The organism is Rhizobium sp. CB3090 (assembly GCF_029714285.1).
Classification (GTDB): domain Bacteria; phylum Pseudomonadota; class Alphaproteobacteria; order Rhizobiales; family Rhizobiaceae; genus Rhizobium.
The window spans coordinates 1,580,676-1,596,171 of record NZ_CP121663.1 but is presented as its reverse complement, the minus strand read 5'-3'; the positions used below and the strand labels follow the sequence as shown (position 1 = coordinate 1,596,171).

16 protein-coding genes are annotated in these 15,496 nt (G+C 60.4%); 7 read left to right on the top strand and 9 right to left on the bottom strand.

Features of this window, described 5'->3' with window-relative positions; translation table 11 throughout:
- Positions 1 to 35: 35 nt before the first annotated feature.
- The 6 genes from QA646_RS26135 to QA646_RS26110 all read right to left on the bottom strand — a co-directional run bounded on the left by QA646_RS26135 (position 36) and on the right by QA646_RS26110 (position 6,347).
- On the bottom strand, positions 36 to 815 hold the full coding sequence (locus QA646_RS26135; protein WP_283060566.1) for an amino acid ABC transporter ATP-binding protein: 780 nt from the start codon (positions 813 to 815) through the stop codon (positions 36 to 38).
- A 23-nt stretch (positions 816 to 838) separates the two neighbouring features.
- On the bottom strand, positions 839 to 2,128 hold the full coding sequence (locus QA646_RS26130) for an amino acid ABC transporter permease (protein WP_283059634.1): 1,290 nt from the start codon (positions 2,126 to 2,128) through the stop codon (positions 839 to 841).
- Between the two features lies 1 nt (position 2,129).
- Complete coding sequence (locus QA646_RS26125; protein WP_283059633.1) at positions 2,130 to 3,383, bottom strand: ABC transporter permease subunit; 1,254 nt, start codon at positions 3,381 to 3,383, stop codon at positions 2,130 to 2,132.
- A gap of 111 nt (positions 3,384 to 3,494) precedes the next feature.
- On the bottom strand, positions 3,495 to 4,511 hold the full coding sequence (locus QA646_RS26120) for an amino acid ABC transporter substrate-binding protein (RefSeq protein ID WP_283059632.1): 1,017 nt from the start codon (positions 4,509 to 4,511) through the stop codon (positions 3,495 to 3,497).
- A 117-nt stretch (positions 4,512 to 4,628) separates the two neighbouring features.
- Positions 4,629 to 5,096: a RidA family protein gene (locus QA646_RS26115; protein WP_283059631.1), complete on the bottom strand. Its 468-nt coding sequence runs from the start codon at positions 5,094 to 5,096 to the stop codon at positions 4,629 to 4,631.
- A gap of 12 nt (positions 5,097 to 5,108) precedes the next feature.
- Complete coding sequence (locus QA646_RS26110) at positions 5,109 to 6,347, bottom strand: MalY/PatB family protein (RefSeq protein ID WP_283059630.1); 1,239 nt, start codon at positions 6,345 to 6,347, stop codon at positions 5,109 to 5,111.
- A gap of 119 nt (positions 6,348 to 6,466) precedes the next feature.
- On the opposite strand from QA646_RS26110, the gene QA646_RS26105 reads away from it, so the two are divergent.
- Positions 6,467 to 7,366, top strand: coding sequence for a LysR family transcriptional regulator (locus QA646_RS26105; protein ID WP_283059629.1), 900 nt, complete (start codon positions 6,467 to 6,469; stop codon positions 7,364 to 7,366).
- Between the two features lie 31 nt (positions 7,367 to 7,397).
- Here the strand turns inward: QA646_RS26105 and QA646_RS26100 are convergent, their stop codons facing one another.
- Positions 7,398 to 7,739: a carboxymuconolactone decarboxylase family protein gene (locus tag QA646_RS26100; protein WP_283060565.1), complete on the bottom strand. Its 342-nt coding sequence runs from the start codon at positions 7,737 to 7,739 to the stop codon at positions 7,398 to 7,400.
- A gap of 128 nt (positions 7,740 to 7,867) precedes the next feature.
- A complete protein-coding gene (locus QA646_RS26095) occupies positions 7,868 to 8,635 on the bottom strand; it encodes an SDR family NAD(P)-dependent oxidoreductase (protein WP_283059628.1) in 768 nt (255 codons plus the stop codon).
- A gap of 106 nt (positions 8,636 to 8,741) precedes the next feature.
- Here QA646_RS26095 and QA646_RS26090 point away from each other — a divergent pair, with 106 nt between their 5' ends.
- Positions 8,742 to 9,281: a TetR/AcrR family transcriptional regulator gene (locus QA646_RS26090; RefSeq protein ID WP_283059627.1), complete on the top strand. Its 540-nt coding sequence runs from the start codon at positions 8,742 to 8,744 to the stop codon at positions 9,279 to 9,281.
- Between the two features lie 148 nt (positions 9,282 to 9,429).
- On the opposite strand, the gene QA646_RS26085 is transcribed toward QA646_RS26090, so the two are convergent.
- Positions 9,430 to 10,311, bottom strand: a complete 882-nt coding sequence (locus tag QA646_RS26085) for a LysR substrate-binding domain-containing protein (protein WP_283059626.1) — start codon at positions 10,309 to 10,311, stop codon at positions 9,430 to 9,432.
- Between the two features lie 151 nt (positions 10,312 to 10,462).
- Between QA646_RS26085 and QA646_RS26080 the strand changes: the two genes are divergently transcribed.
- Genes QA646_RS26080 through QA646_RS26060 form a run of 5 tightly spaced genes read left to right on the top strand, consistent with a single transcriptional unit; the run spans position 10,463 to position 15,411 of the window.
- Positions 10,463 to 11,650 carry an acyl-CoA dehydrogenase gene (locus QA646_RS26080; RefSeq protein ID WP_283060564.1) on the top strand — a complete coding sequence of 396 codons (1,188 nt, stop codon included), beginning with the start codon at positions 10,463 to 10,465 and terminating at the stop codon, positions 11,648 to 11,650.
- On the top strand, positions 11,650 to 12,825 hold the full coding sequence (locus QA646_RS26075) for a CoA transferase (RefSeq protein WP_283059625.1): 1,176 nt from the start codon (positions 11,650 to 11,652) through the stop codon (positions 12,823 to 12,825). Before QA646_RS26080 ends, QA646_RS26075 begins: the two co-directional genes overlap by 1 nt.
- A complete protein-coding gene (locus QA646_RS26070) occupies positions 12,815 to 13,690 on the top strand; it encodes a 3-hydroxybutyryl-CoA dehydrogenase (RefSeq protein WP_283059624.1) in 876 nt (291 codons plus the stop codon). Before QA646_RS26075 ends, QA646_RS26070 begins: the two co-directional genes overlap by 11 nt.
- 18 nt (positions 13,691 to 13,708) lie before the next feature.
- The gene (locus QA646_RS26065) at positions 13,709 to 14,458 is read left to right on the top strand and encodes an electron transfer flavoprotein subunit beta/FixA family protein (protein WP_283059623.1); all 750 of its coding nucleotides are present in this window, start codon (positions 13,709 to 13,711) and stop codon (positions 14,456 to 14,458) included.
- A gap of 23 nt (positions 14,459 to 14,481) precedes the next feature.
- Complete coding sequence (locus QA646_RS26060) at positions 14,482 to 15,411, top strand: electron transfer flavoprotein subunit alpha/FixB family protein (RefSeq protein ID WP_283059622.1); 930 nt, start codon at positions 14,482 to 14,484, stop codon at positions 15,409 to 15,411.
- The last annotated feature ends 85 nt before the right edge of the window (positions 15,412 to 15,496 follow it).

Here is a 15,496-nt window from a genome sequence, read left to right as displayed (position 1 = left end):
ACCCGGCGGAAGTTGGCACGATGCGCGGCGTCACCTCAGTGTCCGAGGATTTGGCCGAGGAATGTGCGTGTGCGATCGGATTGGGGGTTGCTGAAGAATGCCTTGGGTTCGTTCTGTTCGACGATCTGGCCCTGGTCCATGAAGATGACGCGATCCGCCACGGCCTGGGCAAAGCCCATTTCGTGGGTGACGCAGAGCATGGTCATGCCTTCCTCTGCGAGCGCGATCATCGTGTCGAGTACCTCCTTGATCATCTCCGGATCGAGCGCCGAGGTCGGCTCGTCGAACAGCATGATCTTGGGTTTCATGCACAGCGACCGCGCGATCGCCACGCGCTGCTGCTGACCGCCGGAAAGCTGGCCGGGATATTTATGCGCCTGGTCGGGTATCTTGACCTTCTCCAGGAAATGCATCGCCGCGTCGATCGCTTCCTTCCGTGGCACTTTGCGCACCCAGATCGGCGCCAGCGTACAGTTCTCCAGGATCGTCAGATGCGGGAAGAGATTGAAGTGCTGGAACACCATGCCGACTTCGCGGCGCACCTCGTCGATCTTCTTGAGATCGCTGCTGAGTTCGATGCCGTCGACGACGATCGTGCCGGACTGGTGCTCCTCGAGCCGGTTGATGCAGCGGATCATCGTCGATTTGCCCGAGCCGGAGGGGCCGCATATGACGATGCGTTCGCCACGTTTGACGGTGAGATCGATATCGCGCAGAACATGGAAGTCGCCATACCACTTGTTCATCGCGGTGATCTCGACGGCAGAGTCTGCCAGCCGGGGCCTGTCGCCGTGCGAGAATGCCTGTTTCATCATGGTGTTGGTCATGGATATTCCTCCTAACGATGGTCGGTTTTCAGCCGGTGCTCGAGATGGATCGAGTAACGCGACATGGAAAAGCAGAAGACGAAAAACACCGCGCCGATGAAGATGAAGAGTTCCCAATAGATCCCCTGCCAATTGGTATCGGCGCGGATGGAATTGGAAAGCGCGATCGGGTCGAGAAGGCCGATGAACACCACGAGCGTCGTGTCCTTGAAGAGGCCGATGAAGGAATTGACGATGCCGGGAATGGAGATCTTCAGCGCCTGCGGCAGAATGACCAGCCGCTGCGCCTTCCAGAAGTCCAGCCCAAGCGCTTCGGCTGCCTCATACTGGCCGCGCGGCAGGGCTGCGAGGCCGCCGCGAATGACTTCGGCCATGTAGGCGCTGGCAAACAGCGTCACCATGATGACCACCCGCAGGATCAGGTCGAAGTTCGTCCCCGGCGGCAGGAAGTAGTTGAGCAGCAGCGAGGCGGTGAACAGCAGCGTGATCAGCGGCACGCCGCGGATGAACTCGATGAAGGTGACGCTCGAGAGATGGATGAGCGGCAGGCTCGAGCGACGACCGAGCGCCAGCAGGATCCCGAGCGGCAGCGACAAGGCAATGCCTGTGACACCGATGATGATCGACAGCAGGAAGCCGCCGACCTCGCGCGAGGTCACAGGAGCAAGCGTGATCGGAAGTATGGTGCTTATCTGCGTCGAGACCGGCTGGACGGTGTAGATCCACCAGAGCGCGGCGCCGAGCATGGCGGCCGCGACGGCAAGGCCTTGATTGGTGCGCGCCGTCACCAGGAAAAGCCCGGCGGCGACCGCGAAACCGCAATAGATGACAGCCGGAAACCACAGGCTTCCGCCCCAGATCAGCCAATAGGCAAGGCCGGGATAAACGATGCTGAACCAGAGCGCCCGTTGCGGGACACTGCGAAACAGGATCGGTGCGAGTGCTGCAAACAACAGGGCGAAGGCCAGAACCGGCCGCCAGTAAAGCTGCGACGGATAGAAGCCGAACAGGAGCTGCGGCCAACGGTCCCGGATGACGCCCCAGCAGGCGCCGGGCGCGCCGTCGAGGATCTGGCGACATTCGGCGAGCGAATTGGCCCGCCAGATCGAATGACCGAGCCACGGTGCGATCGCCATCGCCATCCAGGCGACCGCGACCACCGAGGCGAGCGTCAGGACCGTGCTGAGCCAGCCATTGAACAGGTTGTTTCTGGCCCACCGGACAACACTTGCCTGGCCGGTCGGCCGCGCCGAAGCCGTCACCATGTCCTGGCGTACCCAGGAGACGTTATGCATGTTCATCTCAACGCTCCTTCAGCCTGACGCGGCTGTTGTAGATGTTCATGACGGCGGAGATGGTGAGGCTGATTGAGACATAGATCAGCATCATCAAGAGCATGCCCTCGAGCTCGCGGCCGGTCTGGTTGATGGTGATGCCGCCGAGCGTGGAGCGCAGGTCCATGTAACCGACGGCGAGGCCCAGCGAGGTGTTCTTGGTGATGTTGAGATATTGCGAGATCAGCGGTGGAACGATGATTCTGAGTGCCTGCGGCAGGATCACCAGCCGCATCGTGCGTGCCGGCGAAAGGCCAAGTGCCTGCGCGGCTTCGGACTGGCCGCGGGAGATCGCCAGAATGCCGGAGCGAACGTTCTCGGCGATGAAGGCGCCGGTATAGACGCTGAGCCCGATCCAGAGCGCGATGAACGAATTGCGCAATTGCAGGCCACGGGTGAAGTTGAGACCCTTCAGGACCGGGTAGTCAAGATGAAAGCCGATCGCATAAAGCAGCGCCACGACCGGCACGACGAAAACGCACAGGCTCTTCCACCAGGTCGCCGGGCGCTCGCCGGTCGCACCTTGGATGCGCTCGGCCTGGCTGACCAATGCCCGATGCGTCAGAAACGAGAGTGCGAGCACGATCAGGATTGCCGCATAGTTGAGGTCGAAGCCTCCCAAGACGCTCGGGGCCTCGCCGAGGCTTCGCGAGAAATCCGGCACCGGCACGTAGATGCCGCGGTTGGTCACGGCGATACTGTTCCAGATGAGCATGGAGGCGGTCGGGTTTTCCCCGCGAAAGGCGTTCGGCGCCGGCATGGCCTCCGACATGACGGCGGCGACGACGATGATCCACAGCAGCGCCGGGATGTTGCGGAAGCTTTCGACGTAGACCGTCATCAGCCGGGCGACGATCCAGTTGTTCGACAGCCTGAGGACTCCGGCGAACACGCCAATGACGGTGGCCGTCACACAGGCCATCGCGGCGACGATCAACGTGTTGAGCAGTCCGACCAGGGCCGCCCGCGCATGGGTGCTGGTGCTCGAATAGTCGATGGCGTGCGGGGCGATGTCATAGCCGGCCGTGTTCCACAGGAAGCCGAACGAGAAGTCCTTGCCGAGTGCTGCCAGATTGCGGATCGTGTTGTCGACAAGCCAGCCCGCGGCAAGAACGAGCAGGCAGAAGGTCATCACCTGGATGGTCCGCGCCCGATATCGCGCATCGTTCACAAGCATGCTCAGGTGAAACGGTTCGCGCGGAGCGCCGCTGTTAATGGCCATGCGTAATCTCCCTGAAGGTTCGCTCGGCGCCTCCGGCAACAACACAGGGCCGCAGGGCGGACGAGCGCCGGAAAGCAAAGCGCGCGGGACCGGCCCGCGCGCGACACGTTTTCAGCGGAGCGGCAGGCCGTACATCAGACCACCGTTGGTCCAGAGCGCATTGAGGCCTCGGGCAAGCCCGATCGGCGTCTTGTCGCCGAGGTTCCTTGCGAACATCTCTCCGTAATTGCCTTCGGCTGCGATGGCGCGCTTAGCCCATTCCGCATCGAGGCCCAGCATCTCGCCCAGCTTGTCTTCCTTGCCGAGTAGGCGATTGATATCCGGATTGTCGGAGCCGGCCGAGAGCTTATCGACGTTTTCCGCGGTGACACCGAGTTCTTCGGCGGAAATCAGTGCGTTGAGGGTCCAACGAGCAACGTCCGCCCACTGATCATCGCCTTGCCGCACCAGGGGGCCGAGCGGTTCTTTCGAAATGACTTCCGGGAGGATGATGTAATCCTGCGGGTTCTTAAAGCTCGAACGGGTCGAGGCGAGATCCGATCCGTCTGATGTAATGACATCGCAGCCGCCAGCGAGATATTTCTGCTGAACATCCGCATTGTTCTCGACGGGGACCGGTTCGTATTTCATGTTGTTCTTGCGAAAATATTCCGCAAGGTTGAGTTCAGTGGTGGTGCCGGTTTGAATGCAGATGGTGGCGCCGTCGAGGCCCTTCGCGCTGCTGATACCCAGCGACTTCGGTACCATGAAAGCTTGGCCATCATAGTAGTTCACGCCTGCGAAGGTGAACTTCAGATCGACATCGCGGGAGAATGTCCATGTCGTGGTCCGCGACAGCATGTCGATTTCACCGGAGGCAAGAGCGGTAAAGCGCGTTTGCCCGGTCGTCGGGATGAAGTTCACCGCATTGGGATCCTTCAACACCGCTGCGGCGACAGCCCGGCAATAGTCCACATCCATCCCGTGCCAGGCACCGGAGGCATCGGGGGCCGAAAACCCGGCCTGGCCGCCGGTGACGCCACAGTTCAGCTTGCCGCGCGCCTGTACGTCGGCCATCGTGCCCGCCGAGGCGATACCGGCCGTCAGCATTGCTGCCGCGACCGTGGCAATTGCAATTGTCAATTTCATCGTCATTCTCCCGGTTTGTGATACGGAGGCGGTGGTTTTTTGCCGTTTTTCCCGCCCGTCGGATCGGTTGAGTTCCCGAATAGAAATGACCGTCGGCGAAGCCGCCGACGGTCATGGTTAGTTGGCAGTCTCGATGATCGCTTCGATCTCGACTGGAGCATTCATCGGCAGAGCCGCGACGCCGACGGCCGAGCGCGCATGCTTGCCTTTCTCGCCGAGCACGGCGACCAGCAGATCTGAAGCGCCGTTGGCAACGAGATGTTGCTCAGTGAAATCCTGAGTAGAGGCCACGAAGACAGTGATCTTTACGACCCTCGCGATCTTCTCGAGGCTGCCGAGATGGCTTTCCGCCTGGGCAAGAATGTTCAAGGCGCATTGTCTTGCGGCGAGCGACCCTTCAGCGACGTTGAGATCCCGTCCAAGGAGGCCTGTGGCGATCAATTTGCCATCGGCGAGCGGTAACTGGCCGGAGGTCAGAACGTGAGTTCCACTGGCCACAACAGGAAGATAGTTGGCTACGGATTTCGCCGCTGCAGGCAGTTCCGCGCCGAGTTCCGCCAGTCGCTCTCTAATCGTTTGTGACATTGGCTCCTCCACTCAGATCTTTGCGACAGCAGACGTGATACGCTGAACGGCATCGTCGACAGTGGAGCGCGCGCAGCCGAGATTGACGCGCATGAAGCCGTGCCCCTCGATCCCGAACTTCTGGCCTTTATCCAGCCAGACGCGGGCCTTGGTCAGCATGAACTTGTCGAGAGCCGCCGCATCCATTCCCAGCGCCCGGCAATCCATCCAGGCGAGATAAAGAGAGTCAGTCGGCAGGATCTTCAGGCGTGGATCGGCTTGGTGGATCGCCTTGGCGAAGTGCGCATGATTGGCTCTGAGATAGACGAGCATCTCTTCAAGCCACGGCTCGCCATGGGCATAGGCGGCCTCTGCCGCTACCATCCCCAGGATGTTGACCAGTTCGAAGACGTTGCGCTCATACTGGCGGTGCAGTTCGGCCCGAAGCCGCTTGTTCGGAACGAAGACATTCGCGCTTTGCAGGCCTGGGAGGTTGAACGTCTTGCTAGGCGCGGTGCAGGTGATGCTGTTTTGGGCAAACGTTTCGCCGAGCGAGGCGAACGGGATGTGCTTCTTTTCAGTATTGAGAATCAGGTCTTCATGGATCTCGTCGGAAATAACGAGCACACCATTGCGTGCGCAGATCTCTCCCATGGTCCGCAATTCGTCTTCCGACCAGACATTGCCCGTTGGGTTATGCGGGTGGCTAAGGATGAAAATCTTCGTGTTGCTGCGGATCGCCGCTTCGAACGTCTTGGCGTTGAATCGGTAGCCGTCGCCGTCAAATTCCAGAGGTGCATAGGCCAGATGCCGGCCGTTCAACAGGACATCGTTGTGGAAATGCGCATAGACCGGCGGTTGGATCAGGATCGTGTCGCCCGGTGCCGAGAAGGCCTGTACGGCCGTCTTTAGGGTGGTGATGATGCCGGAGGTTTGAAGTATCCATTCCTTGGGAACGTCCCACCCAAAACGGCGCTGCTGCCAGCCGACGACGGCATCAAGATAGGATGACGTTGCGCCGCCCGGATAGCCGAAGACACCATGATCGACGGCTTCATGAAGGGCATCTATGACGGCCTGCGGCGCCTTGAAGTCGGTGTCGGCAACCCACATTGGCAAAGGATCGGCGGCCGCTTCATCAGGTGAGAGCAGTTTTTCGGCATAAGCCCACTTCATGGAGTTGCTGTTTTTTCGGTCGATGACCTCATCGAAGATCGATGGGGCCGAGGCATTCTTAGCTTGCAGATGGTGGGCTGTTGCGAGCTTGGTCACTCTCGATTTCCTTTCGTCCGCCTGGGCTGGGCCCGGCCTACCCGTTGACGAGAAGGTTAACGTCAATGCATTATGAGCGGAAATGGTATGTTCTCATCTGACTATGAGCGGGCATCATAATGATCGATCGGCAGCATCTGGCAATCTTGAGAGAAGTCAGCCGTCGCGGCAGCGTCACTGCGGCCGCAGAGAAGCTGAACGTGACGCAATCGGCGCTCAGCCACACGATTGCCAAGTTCGAGGAGCGGCACGGCGTCAAGATCTGGATGAAAACCGGCCGCGGCCTGCGCTTGACACAAACTGGCGAGTATTTGCTCAGCGTCGCCGAGCGCGTGCTGCCACAGATGGAGCATGCGGAGCGGGTCTTAACCGACTTCGCGCGGGGGCGTCGCGGCGCGCTCCGCGTCGGCATGGAGTGTCATCCCTGCCAACGCTGGCTGACGCGCATTGCTACGCCCTATCTGACCAAATGGCCCGACGTCGATTTCGATGTGCGGACAGCCTTTCGCTTTGATGGCGTCGAAGCACTTTTAGGCTATGAGATCGACCTGCTTATCACCCCCGATCCGGTTGAATCGACGGACATCATCTTCACGCCTGTCTTCGACTACGAACTTGTCCTGATGGTGCATGAGATGCATCCTCTCGCCAGTGGGACGAGCGTGCAGCCTCAGGATCTGATCGACGAGGAATTGATCACTGTGCCAGTGACCCTGGAACGCCTGGACATTTACACGCAGTTTCTCGTTCCCGCGCATTGCCGGCCGCGCCAGCATCGCACCGCCGAAACCGTGGATCTCATGCTGCAACTCGTGTGCGCCGGCCGGGGAGTGACCGTACTTCCCGACTGGCTGCTTAATGAGGATGGTGCCGGCATGCCGATCCGGGCACTCCGGCTCGGCGAGACCGGGATTGAGAAAAGCATCAATCTCGGTGTGCGACGCGGTGAGGAGACGACATCCTACATCGAAGGCTTCCTGAAACTCGCACGTGAGATGGGGCGCTCTCCGGCACCCTGACAGCGTGAGCCGCCCCAGCGCGCCCCGCGGATTATTTCGACGGAAGCGCTGCAACCGCGTCGAAGACACGGGCCGAGTAGACCAGAGCGGCACCGGTGTTAAGTGCAATCGCAGTGCTCAAGGCTTCCGCGATCTCGCCCTCGGTTGCTCCCAACTCCACCGCCTTCTTGGCGTGTACAGAGATACAGCCGTCGCAACGGGTCGTAACCGCGACCGCAAGTGCGATCAGCTCATGGAACTTCGGATCGAGGAGGCCGGTGTTCTTTGCGCTGGCCTCAATCGTGTGCAGGCCGCGCAGAACATCGGGGGCCAATTTTGCGTATTCGCCGACGCGGCCGAGCAGAGCATCGCGGTAGGCATTCCAATCGTGCATATGCATGAGAATTTTCTCTTTGCTGACAGAGGGCAGGGCGGGCCGGCTTTCAAGGCCCGCTAAGGATGGAATTCCGGCATCCGATCAAGGCGCGCTTGATCGGATGCCGATATAGATGGTGCGTGAGCTTACTGGCGTCCGGCGGTGACACCACCGTCCACGGGGAGAATCGTACCGGTGATCCAGGAGGCGCTATCGGATGCCAGGAACAGGATCGCTTCGGCGACATCGCGCGGCTGCCCATTGCGGCCGAGGGGATGGAATGCGTCGAAGGTCGGAAGCACTTCCTTCACCTGGTCGTCGGACATGAAGGTGTTGTAGACCGGGGTCTCAACAACGGCTGGCGCCACGGCATTGATGCGGATCTTATGCGGCGCGAGTTCGATGGCAAGGTTGCGGACCATGGCATGCACGCCGGCATTGGCCGCAGAATAGGCGGCAGATGGGGTAGCACCGATCGCCTGGATGGCCCACATCGAGCCCGTTTGTACGATCGCACCGCCCTTGTCCTTCATGGCCTTTGCAGCGGCCTGCGCCGTGAAGAATTTACCCTTGAGGATCGTATCGAGATACCAGTCGTAGTCTGCCTCGGTGAGTTCGAGGAACGGTTTGGGATTGAACACCCCGGCATTGTTGACCAACACATCGAGCTGACCGAAGCGCGATACCGCCGCATCGACAAGAGCGGCGCCCGTCGCGGGATTTGCGATGTCGCCAGCGGAAACGAGAACATTCTTGCCGCTCGCATCGATTTCCCGTGCGGCTGCCTCCAGCTTGGCAAGATCGCGACCATTGATCGCGACCTTCGCGCCTTCGGCTATGAAGCGGGCTGCCGTTTCTTTCCCGATACCCGAACCGCCGCCCGTGATGGCGACAACTTTTCCTTTAAAACGCATATCTGGCTCCTTAAAACTATCTATCGATAGATAGATGATGCTGACATAGACGTTGCGTTCGAGAATTGCAAGCGCTATCTATCGCTAGATAGAGAAAGGCTTGACGATGAGCGAAATGACTGATGCGATCATGGATGCAGCCGAAAAGAGAATCCGGCAGGGCGGCTATAGCGGATTTAGCTTCCGTGAGATTGCCGCCGATGTCGGCGTGAAAAGCGCGAGCGTCCACTATCATTTCCCGACGAAGGAGAAGCTGGCCGCGGCTGTGGCACGCCGCTATACGGACCGCTTTATCGAGGCAGTGGATCGAAGACTTGAAACCGGCGAGGGCGTCGTACAGGCTTGGCGTCGCGTGTTCCACGATGCTTTCACGCGTGATGGCCAGATGTGTTTGTGCGGCGCTCTTGGCGCAACCTCGTCGGACCTTTCGGACGAAGTTAGGCACGAGGTAAAAAGATTCTTCAGGCTTGGCATCGACAGATTGAGAAAGGCAGGTCTTGGTGCCGCCGAAGCCGTGCAGGTGCTAGCCACATTGGAAGGCGCGATGCTGACGGCGACCGTGCTCGAAGATCCGTCGCTATTCGACAGCGGCACTGCCTCCCTGGCCGGAGCGGAAATCCAGTCCCGGATCGAGGCCGATGCTTGACGCGCCGCCAACTGCAGCGCCAGCCGATGCAATTCATCAGCCGTATAAGGTTGAATCGGTTGGGATTGACCTTTCAAGTCACGCGGCAACCGCGTACCAATATGAGCTTTGAGGAGCGGAAAGGCGACCTGTCCCGAAAACATGCCGCCTACGTTTCACGCGCTAGCCAATTTCGGAATGCCTCCAAAGGCGGATAGGTAGCACGAGACATCGGCCATACGAGCCAATAGGCACCCGATCCTTCAATCGACCGTTTGAGTAGGGGCTGCAAGCGGCCTTCGCCAATCTCGATATCGGCAAGATAGTCCGGCAGCAGGGCAATCCCCAATCCTGCTATCGCCGCCTGTGTCATCGTAGCGAATTGGTCAAACAACATGCCCCTTACCTGCGTGGGCGTAGCGCCCTGCGCTTGAAACCACAACTTCCAGGCGGTCGGTCTGGTTTCCAGCTGAAGCAACTGATAGTGCATGAGATCTGCGATATCCATCACCGGCCGTTCGGCAGCAAGTGCCGGGGAAATGCAGGCTGTAAGCCGTTCGTCAAAGAGCTTCATGTGGCCCGCGTCGCGCCAATCATCGACACCGAAGTGGATTGCCGCATCGAAGCTCTCCGTATCGAAATTGAAGCGCTTAAGACGGGTCGCAAGATTGACTGTAATGCCAGGGTGCGCGGTCAAAAACGCTCCGAGACGAGGAGCGAGCCAGCGCGTCCCGAGTGCCGGCAGGATCGCCAGCGATAAAGTGCCGCCCTCCAGATTGGTGGTGAATTCCATGCTGGCTCGCTGGATGAGGTCGAGCGCCCGGGTGATATCGCGTCCATAGGCCAGCGCGGCGGCGGTTGGGATAAGCTTTTGCCGATAGCGCTCGAAGAGGGGTCGGCCTAGCTGCTGCTCAAGGTTTTGGAGTAGCCGGCTGACTGTGCTTTGGGTGAGGTCCAGATCTCGCGCAGCAGCGGATGTCGAGCCAGTCCGGAGAACCGCCTCGAAAGCAGAAAGCAAGCTGACTGACGGAACGAAACGGCGTGTGCGCATGAGAGGCCTATGCATTTAATGCATTATCTAAGGGGGAAATACCGTTATCGCAGCGATCCTGCAAGCATTATCTGAATGGGAAACTTTTCGCGTAGTCCGATATCTGCCGTTGGAGTTCTCCTTGTTCCCTCAGATCAATTCGTCAAATCAACTGCATAAGCCCGCCTCCTTCGCCTGGAACGATCCTTTCCTGTTGGATGACCAGCTCTCCGAAGAAGAGCACATGATCCGGGATTCTGCTGCGGCCTTTGCGCAGGCCGAACTGATGCCGCGTATTCAGGAGGCTTATGCCGAGGAGCATACGGATCCGGGCCTCTTCCGGCTGATGGGCAAGGCCGGGCTGCTCGGCGTGACGCTGCCGGAAAAATACGGTGCTGCCGGCGCCAACTACGTCGCCTACGGGCTTGTCGCACGCGAGGTCGAGCGTATTGATTCCGGCTATCGCTCGATGATGAGCGTGCAGTCGTCACTCGTCATGTATCCGATCTTTGCCTATGGCTCGGAAGAACAGCGCGACAAGTATCTGCCGGGTCTCGTCTCCGGCGAATTGATCGGCTGCTTCGGACTGACAGAGCCGGATGCCGGCTCCGATCCCGGCGGCATGAAGACCCGCGCCGAGAAGATCGCAGGTGGCTATCGCCTGCGCGGTTCCAAGATGTGGATCTCCAACGCGCCGATCGCCGATGTCTTCGTCGTTTGGGCGAAGTCGGAAGCGCATGACGGCAAGATCCGCGGCTTCATCCTGGAAAAGGGCATGAAGGGCCTGTCGGCGCCGAAGATCGGCGGCAAGCTGTCGCTGCGCGCTTCGATCACCGGCGAGATCGTGCTCGATGGCGTCGAGGTCGGCGAAGACGCGCTTCTTCCCGGTGTGTCAGGCCTTGCCGGCCCGTTCGGTTGCCTCAACCGCGCCCGCTACGGCATATCCTGGGGGGTGCTTGGTGCTGCGGAGGATTGCTGGTTCCGCGCCCGCCAGTACGGCCTCGACCGCCTGCAGTTCGGCAAGCCGCTTGCGGGCACGCAGCTTTTCCAGAAGAAACTCGCCGACATGCAGACGGAGATCGCGCTTGGCCTTCAGGGCTCGCTACGGGTCGGTCGCCTGATGGACGAACACAAGTTCGCGCCGGAAATGATCTCGATCGTCAAGCGCAACAATTGCGGCAAGGCGCTCGATATCGCAAGGCAGGCCCGCGATATGCATGGCGGCAATGGTATCCAGATCGAATACCACGTCATGCGCCACGCGCAGAACCTCGAAACGGTCAATACCTATGAGGGAACGCACGACGTCCATGCGCTGATCCTCGGCCGCGCCCAGACCGGCATACAGGCATTCTTCTGATGGTGGGTCTGAATAGCGCGCCGCTTGCCGGCCTGAAAGTGGTCGAGCTTGCCCGTATTCTGGCGGGACCCTGGATCGGCCAGACGCTTGCCGATCTGGGTGCTGAAGTGATCAAGGTCGAAAGCCCGGAGGGCGATGATACCCGCAAATGGGGACCGCCCTTCATCGAGCGGCCGGACCGACGCGGCGGCACGGAAAAGGTTGCGGCCTATTTCCACGCGGCAAATCGCGGCAAGACTTCCGTCATCTGCGATTTCACCGATGCGGCGGATCTCTCCAGGGTCAAGGCTCTGATCGCCGAAGCGGATGTGGTAATCGAGAATTTCAAAGTGAGGAGTCTGAGGAAGTTCGGCCTCGACTATGAAAGCATCGCCGCGCTTAATCCGCGCGTTGTCTACGCTTCGGTCACCGGTTTCGGTCAGAGCGGCCCGAGGGCAGAAAATCCCGGCTATGACTTTCTGATCCAGGGCATGTGCGGGATCATGGATCTGACCGGCGAGCCAGACGGCGAACCTCAGAAAGTCGGTGTCGCCTGGATCGATATCTTTACTGGCCTGTACGGTGTCATCGGCATCCAGGCGGCCCTTGCCGAGCGCCAGCGCTCCGGCCTCGGCCAGCAGATCGACCTGTCGCTTTTCGATGTCGGTGTCGCCGTGCTCGCCAACCAGGCGATGAATTATCTTGCGGGGGGCAAAAGCCCGCATCGGATGGGCAATGCGCATCCCAATATCGTGCCCTATCAGGTATTTCCAGCATCGGATGGGCATTTGATCGTCGCTTGCGGCAACGACCGGCAGTTTGCCGCCCTTTGTGCGGTATTGCGACTCGACGGGCTCGCCGCCGATCCCGCCTATGCGACAAACCCGGCGCGGGTCGAAAATCGCAAGGCGCTGGTGGTGCTGATTTCCGAGAAGACCCGTCAAAGATCGAAGGCCGATCTCATCGCGGAGCTGGAAAGGGCCGGCGTGCCGGGCGGCCCGATCAACACGGTCGCCGAGGCGATCAGCGATCCACACATCGAGGCAAGGGGGCTGCGGATTGAGCCTGAGGGTCTTCCGGGGCTCAGGATGCCTGTGCAATTCTCTCGTAGCCCGCTTTCGCTCGAGAAGGCCGGACCGCTGCTTGGAGCGGGAAGTTTCGCCTTCGGCGGGAGAGAGGTAGAAAATGCCGATTGAAACCGTTGGCGTGGTCGGCGCGGGGCAAATGGGCAGCGGTATCGCCCAGGTTATGGCTCTTGCGGACTATGAGGTGATCCTCATGGACGTCAGTCCGGCCGGTCTGGAAGCAGCCGTTGCCGGGATCGCCGCCAATATGGACCGGCAGGTCTCGCGTGGAAAGCTCGCCGAGCCGGCAAAGGTTCAGGCGATTGGCCGCATCCGCACGACGGTCCAGCTCGGCGAGCTTGGAACATCGGATCTAATCGTCGAGGCTGCCACAGAAAAGGAAGCAGTGAAGCATCAGATATTCCATGATCTCCGGCCGCACCTGAAGCCCGAAACGATCCTGACCTCCAATACGTCATCGATCTCGATAACCCTCTTGGCCGCTCGAACGGAACGGCCTGAGCAGTTCATGGGTCTTCATTTCATGAATCCGGTTCCGATCATGCAGCTCGTGGAGCTTATCCGGGGGATAGCTACCAGCGAGGCAACCTTCAGTGCGGTTTGCAGCGTTGTCGAGCGCCTCGGCAAAACCGCGATCGTGGCAGCGGACTTTCCGGCATTCATCGTCAATCGCGTGCTGATGCCGATGATCAACGAAGCCATTTTCGTCCTGCACGAAGGCGTCGGCTCCGTCGTCGACATCGATCAGAGCATGAAGCTCGGGGCAAATCATCCGATGGGGCCGCTGGAACTCGCCGACTTCATCGGCCTCGATACCTGCCTCTCCATCATGCAGGTTCTTTACGAGGGGCTGGCGGATTCGAAATATCGGCCATGCCCGCTTTTGGTGAAATATGTCGAGGCCGGCTGGGTCGGCCGCAAGGTAGGGCGAGGCTTCTACGACTACCGTAGCGAGCCGCCCGTTCCGACGCGATAGTTAAAGAGAGCACACTTCATGAAAATTCTCGTCCCAGTGAAGCGGGTTGTTGATTACAACGTCAAGATCCGGGTGAAGCCGGATGGCACGGGCGTCGAGCTCGCCAACGTCAAGATGTCGATGAACCCGTTCGACGAGATCTCGGTCGAGGAAGCGCTCAGGCTGAAGGAGGCCGGCAAGGCTGAGGAAGTGGTGGTTGTGTCGATCGGCCCGGCCAAGGCCGAAGAGACGCTGCGGACCGCGCTAGCCATGGGTGCCGACCGGGCCCTCCTGGTCGAGACCGACGATGCCGTCGAGCCGCTGGCCGTCGCGAAGATCCTCAAGGGTGTGGCCGATGCCGAACAGCCGGGTCTGATCATCGTCGGCAAACAGGCGATCGACGATGACTCGAACCAGACCGGCCAGATGCTGGCGGCATTGCTCGGCACGGCGCAGGCAACCTTCGCCTCGAAGATCGAGATCGGCGACGGCAAGGCTCAGGTCACCCGCGAGGTCGACGGCGGCCTGCAGACGATCGCGGTCAAGCTGCCGGCGGTGGTCACCACAGACCTTCGCCTCAACGAGCCGCGTTATGCCTCGCTGCCGAACATCATGAAGGCGAAGAAGAAGCCGCTCGACAAGAAGAGCCCGGCCGACTTCGGCGTTTCGACCGAACCGCGCCTGAAGGTGCTGAAGACCGAAGAGCCGTCCGGCCGCAAGGCGGGCGTCAAGGTCAAGTCGGTCGCCGAGCTCGTCGAAAAGCTCAAGACCGAAGCCGGCGTGCTCTGAGGATAGAAAGGGAGAACTTCACCATGGCCATTCTTCTTCTGGCTGACCACGACAACCAAAGCCTGTCCGACCAGACCGCCAAGGCGCTGACGGCTGCCGTAAAGATCGGCGGCGATGTGCATGTGCTGGTGGCCGGCAAAGCCGCCAAGGCTGCCGCCGATGCCGCGGCAAGGCTCTCCGGCGTCTCAAAGGTGCTGCTCGCCGAAAGCGACGAGCTTGCCAACAATCTCGCCGAGCCGCTCGCCGATCTCATCGTGTCGCTGGCGGCAAGCTACGACACCATCCTGACGGCTGCCACCTCGGTCGGCAAGAACGTCATGCCGCGGGTTGCCGCCCTGCTCGATGTCGCCCAGGTCTCGGAAATCATCGAGGTGGTGTCATCCGATACCTTCAAGCGGCCGATCTATGCCGGCAATGCCATCCAGACGGTGCAGGCAAGCGACGCCAAGCGAGTGATCACCGTGCGCACCGCCTCGTTTGCCTCGGCCGCAGAGGGCGGTTCGGCTGCGATCGAAGCCATCCCGGCGGTCGCCAATCCCGGCCTGTCGACCTTCGTCAAGGATGCACTGTCGACCTCGGACCGTCCGGAACTGACCTCTGCGAAGATCATCATCTCCGGCGGCCGCGCCCTCGGTTCGGCGGAGAAGTTCAAGGAAGTGATCCTGCCGGTTGCCGACAAGCTCGGGGCGGCGGTTGGCGCTTCCCGCGCTGCCGTCGATGCCGGCTATGCGCCGAACGACTGGCAGGTCGGCCAGACCGGCAAGGTGGTGGCGCCGCAGCTCTATATCGCCTGCGGCATCTCCGGAGCGATCCAGCATCTGGCCGGCATGAAGGACTCAAAGGTCATCGTCGCCATCAACAAGGACGAGGAGGCGCCGATCTTCCAGATCGCCGACTACGGCCTCGTCGCCGACCTCTTCGAGGCATTGCCGCAACTCGAAAAGGCGATCTGAGTGGTCTCTCCGATGCGAATGCCGGGTGCGATCTCATTTTTTCCTACAGTGAGATCATGCCGGCGATCGGTTAGACCCATGCCAT

Coding starts and splice junctions, on each gene's coding strand:
- QA646_RS26135 (WP_283060566.1), bottom strand. CDS start 815: ATGATGAAACAGGCATTCTCGCACGGCGACAGGCCCCGGCTGGCAGAC.
- QA646_RS26130 (WP_283059634.1), bottom strand. CDS start 2,128: ATGAACATGCATAACGTCTCCTGGGTACGCCAGGACATGGTGACGGCT.
- QA646_RS26125 (WP_283059633.1), bottom strand. CDS start 3,383: ATGGCCATTAACAGCGGCGCTCCGCGCGAACCGTTTCACCTGAGCATG.
- QA646_RS26120 (WP_283059632.1), bottom strand. CDS start 4,511: ATGAAATTGACAATTGCAATTGCCACGGTCGCGGCAGCAATGCTGACG.
- QA646_RS26115 (WP_283059631.1), bottom strand. CDS start 5,096: ATGTCACAAACGATTAGAGAGCGACTGGCGGAACTCGGCGCGGAACTG.
- QA646_RS26105 (WP_283059629.1), top strand. CDS start 6,467: ATGATCGATCGGCAGCATCTGGCAATCTTGAGAGAAGTCAGCCGTCGC.
- QA646_RS26100 (WP_283060565.1), bottom strand. CDS start 7,739: ATGCACGATTGGAATGCCTACCGCGATGCTCTGCTCGGCCGCGTCGGC.
- QA646_RS26095 (WP_283059628.1), bottom strand. CDS start 8,635: ATGCGTTTTAAAGGAAAAGTTGTCGCCATCACGGGCGGCGGTTCGGGT.
- QA646_RS26090 (WP_283059627.1), top strand. CDS start 8,742: ATGAGCGAAATGACTGATGCGATCATGGATGCAGCCGAAAAGAGAATC.
- QA646_RS26085 (WP_283059626.1), bottom strand. CDS start 10,311: ATGCGCACACGCCGTTTCGTTCCGTCAGTCAGCTTGCTTTCTGCTTTC.
- QA646_RS26075 (WP_283059625.1), top strand. CDS start 11,650: ATGGTGGGTCTGAATAGCGCGCCGCTTGCCGGCCTGAAAGTGGTCGAG.
- QA646_RS26070 (WP_283059624.1), top strand. CDS start 12,815: ATGCCGATTGAAACCGTTGGCGTGGTCGGCGCGGGGCAAATGGGCAGC.
- QA646_RS26065 (WP_283059623.1), top strand. CDS start 13,709: ATGAAAATTCTCGTCCCAGTGAAGCGGGTTGTTGATTACAACGTCAAG.
- QA646_RS26060 (WP_283059622.1), top strand. CDS start 14,482: ATGGCCATTCTTCTTCTGGCTGACCACGACAACCAAAGCCTGTCCGAC.